We start from the raw sequence: 3,765 nt of genomic DNA, 5'->3' as shown, positions 1-3,765 counted from the left end.
TGGAGACCAAGGGCCGCAACTCCCCGTTCGCCGGCATGCAGCTGCCAGGCGCGGTGCGCGCCACCTTCTTCCACGGCCACCCCACGGTCCTGGACGGCGCCCTGGCCAGCGCCCGGGTGGCCCAGTGATCGATAGCCCGTACTTCGTCCCGATCGCCTGGACGCTGGGCATCATCTGGTGCTGCTGCTGCTCATCGCGGTGGGCTGGCGCAACCGCAAGCGACGACAGTCCGGCGTGCCGGCCCCGTTCCAGGACTTTGCCGACACCGAGGTCGCCCGCTTCGAGGGCATGTACGTGGCCACCACCCGCGGGGAGGACTGGCTGGACCGGATCGCCGTGCACCAGCTGGGCGTGCGCACCAACGCGGACCTGGTGATCGGTGAGCGCGGGGTGCACTTCATGCGGGCCGGGGCCCGCGCGGTGCACGTGCCCTTCGCGGCGCTGACCCGGGTGAACCGGGCCTCGGGGATGGCCGGGAAGTTCGTGGAGGACAACGGCCTGGTGATCACCGGGTGGGTCAAGGACGACTTCGACTTCGACACCGGCTTCCGCCCCCGCTACCACGCGGACAACGCAAAGATTTATCAGATGCTGGCATCGCACTTGGACGATGCGGCAGATCAGGAGACAAACTAGTGAACACTCAAAGCACCCCCGACGCAGTGCTGGTCCTGGAGGACGGCACCGTCTTCCCCGGCCGCGCCTACGGCAAGGTCGGCACCACCCTGGGTGAAGCGGTATTCACCACCGGCATGACCGGCTACCAGGAAACCCTGACCGACCCGTCCTACGCCCACCAGATCGTGGTGCAGACCTTCCCGCACATCGGCAACACCGGCGTGAACGACGAGGACCCCGAATCCACCCGCATCTGGCCGCCGGCTACGTGGTGCGCGAAGGCTCGCGCCGCCCCAGCAACTGGCGCAGCGTGCGCACCCTGGAAGAGGACCTGATCGCCCACGACGTGGTGGGCATCGAACGCATCGACACCCGCGCGCTGACCCGCCACCTGCGTGAGGCCGGGGCCATGAAGGCCGGGATCTTCTCCGGTGCGGCCGCTGCCGCCCGGTCCAGGAGCTGGTGGAGCAGGTCAAGGACCAGCCGGCGATGGCCGGACGCAAGATCTCCGCGGAGGTCTCGGTGGACGAACCCTACTTCGTGGAACCGGCCGACCACGGCTGGAGCGGGGAAGTGCGCCACACCGTGGCCGCGATCGACCTGGGCATCAAGGCGATGACCCCGGTGCGCCTGGCCGAACGCGGCATGCGCGTGCACGTGCTGCCCCACGACGCGACCCTTGAGGACATCAAGGCCTCGGGCGCCTCGGGCGTGTTCTTCTCCAACGGCCCGGGCGACCCGGCCACCGCCACCGAGCAGATCGAACTGGTGCGCCAGGTGCTGGACGCCGGCATCCCGTACTTCGGGATCTGCTTCGGCAACCAGATCCTGGGCCGGGCGCTGGGGCTGGACACCTACAAGCTGCGCTTCGGGCACCGCGGCATCAACCAGCCGGTGATGGTCAAGGACACCGGCAAGGTGGAAATCACCAGCCAGAACCACGGCTTCGCCGTCCAGGCCCCGCTGCAGGGCAGCTTCACCGCCCCGGTGGAGCGCTTCGGCCAGGTGGAGGTCTCCCACTTCTCGCTGAACGACCAGGTGGTGGAGGGGCTGCGCTGCCTGGACATCCCGGCCTTCTCCGTGCAGTACCACCCGGAGGCCGCCTCTGGGCCGCACGACGCCGCCAACCTCTTCGACCGTTTCGCCGACGTGCTGGACAGCACCGCAGATAAGGACAACAAGTAATGCCAAAGCGCACCGATCTGAAATCAGTTCTCGTCATCGGTTCCGGCCCCATCGTCATCGGCCAGGCGGCGGAATTCGACTACTCCGGCACCCAGGCGCTGCGCGTGCTGAAGGAGGAGGGCCTGCGGGTCATCCTGGTCAACTCCAACCCGGCCACCATCATGACCGACCCGCAGTTCGCCGACGCCACCTACGTGGAGCCGATCACCCCCGAGGTGGTCGAGCAGATCATCGCCAAGGAGCGCCCGGACGCGGTGCTGCCGACCTGGGCGGGCAGACCGCGCTGAACACCGCGATCGCGCTGGATAAGAACGGCGTGCTTCAAAAGTACGACGTGGAGCTGATCGGCGCGAACATCGAGGCCATCGAGCTGGGTGAGGACCGCGAGAAGTTCAAGGGCGTGGTGGAGCGCTGCGGCGCCGAATCGGCCAAGTCCATCATCGTGCACTCCATGGAGGAGGCCTTCGCCGCCGTCGAGGAGCTGAAGTACCCGGTCGTGGTGCGCCCCTCCTTCACCATGGGCGGGCTCGGTTCGGGCATGGCCTACAACGCGGAGGACCTGCGCCGCATCGCCGGGGCGGGCCTGCAGTACTCGCCGACCACCGAGGTGCTCCTGGAGGAGTCCATCCTGGGGTGGAAGGAATACGAGCTGGAGATGATGCGCGACAAGAACGACAACGTCGTGGTCGTGTGCTCCATCGAGAACTTCGACCCGGTGGGCGTGCACACCGGCGACTCGATCACCGTCGCCCCGGCGATGACCCTGACCGACCGCGAATACCAGAAGCTGCGCGACATCTCCATCGCGGTGATCCGCGAGGTGGGCGTGGACACCGGCGGGTGCAACATCCAGTTCGCCATCGAACCGGACACCGGGCGGGTGGTCGTGATCGAAATGAACCCGCGCGTCTCGCGCTCCTCCGCCCTGGCCTCCAAGGCCACCGGTTCGCGATCGCCAAGATCGCCACCAAGGTCTCCCTGGGCTACACCCTGGATGAGATCCAGAACGACATCACCAAGAAGACCCCGGCCTCCTTCGAACCGGCCCTGGACTACGTGGTGGTCAAGGTCCCGCGCTTCGCCTTCGAGAAGTTCCCGGCCGCCGACGCCACGCTGACCACCACCATGAAGTCGGTGGGCGAGGCGATGAGCCTGGGACGCAACTTCACCGAGGCGCTGCAAAAGGCGCTGCGCTCCCTGGAGCAGAAGGGCGCGGAGCTGTCCTTCGAGCCGCTGGAGCAGGAGCAGATCCCGCACGTGCTGGAGCAGATCAAGGTCGGCTCCACCGAGCGCCTGGCCCTGGTGCAGCGCGCCCTGCTCTCCGGGGTGTCGATCGAGCGGCTCTATGAGGCCACCGGCATCGACCCATGGTTCCTGGACCAGCTGGCGCTGATCAACGAGACCGCGGCGATGATCGCCGCGTCGGCGAACCTGGATGAGCAGATGCTGCGCGAGGCCAAGCGCCACGGGTTCTCCGACGCGCAGATCGCCAAGCTCACCGGCAACGCCGAGGCCGTGGTGCGCGGGGTGCGCCACGCGCTGGAGATCCGTCCGGTGTACAAGACCGTGGACACCTGCGCGGCCGAGTTCGAGGCGTACACCCCCTACCTGTACTCCTCCTACGACCAGGAAACCGAGGTGCCGGCCCATGAGAAGCCCTCGGTGATCATCCTGGGCTCGGGCCGAACCGGATCGGGCAGGGCATCGAGTTCGACTACTCGTGCGTGCACGCGGTGATGGCGCTGCGCGAGGCCGGGTACGAGACCGTGATGGTCAACTGCAACCCGGAGACCGTCTCCACCGACTACGACATCTCCGACCGGCTGTACTTCGAGCCGCTGAGCCTGGAGGACGTGCTGGAGATCATCCACGCCGAACAGGCCTCAGGCGGCGTGCTGGGCGTGTTCGTGCAGCTGGGCGGGCAGACCCCGCTGAAGCTGGCCGCAGAGCTGAAGGCCGCCA

At 67.5% G+C, this 3,765-nt stretch carries 2 protein-coding genes and 2 pseudogenes; all 4 read left to right on the top strand.

The annotated features are described in order from the left end of the window. Positions 1-177: 177 nt before the first annotated feature. A complete protein-coding gene (locus JCM19049_RS09505; protein ID WP_279402869.1) occupies positions 178-636 on the top strand; it encodes a hypothetical protein in 459 nt (152 codons plus the stop codon). Next, positions 636-1,237: pseudogene (locus JCM19049_RS23395) on the top strand (carbamoyl-phosphate synthase domain-containing protein). Before JCM19049_RS09505 ends, JCM19049_RS23395 begins: the two are co-directional and overlap by 1 nt. Then, complete coding sequence (locus JCM19049_RS23390; protein WP_374700279.1) at positions 1,141-1,803, top strand: gamma-glutamyl-gamma-aminobutyrate hydrolase family protein; 663 nt, start codon at positions 1,141-1,143, stop codon at positions 1,801-1,803. Before JCM19049_RS23395 ends, JCM19049_RS23390 begins: the two are co-directional and overlap by 97 nt. Next, a pseudogene (gene carB, locus JCM19049_RS09495) lies at positions 1,803-3,765 on the top strand (carbamoyl-phosphate synthase large subunit); the annotation flags it as partial. The gene JCM19049_RS23390 and the pseudogene carB, both read left to right, overlap by 1 nt.

The sequence above is a fragment of the Arthrobacter sp. JCM 19049 genome, from assembly GCF_001310435.1.
Note: the sequence above shows the minus strand (reverse complement) of the source record. Positions and strands in the feature narration are given on the sequence as shown.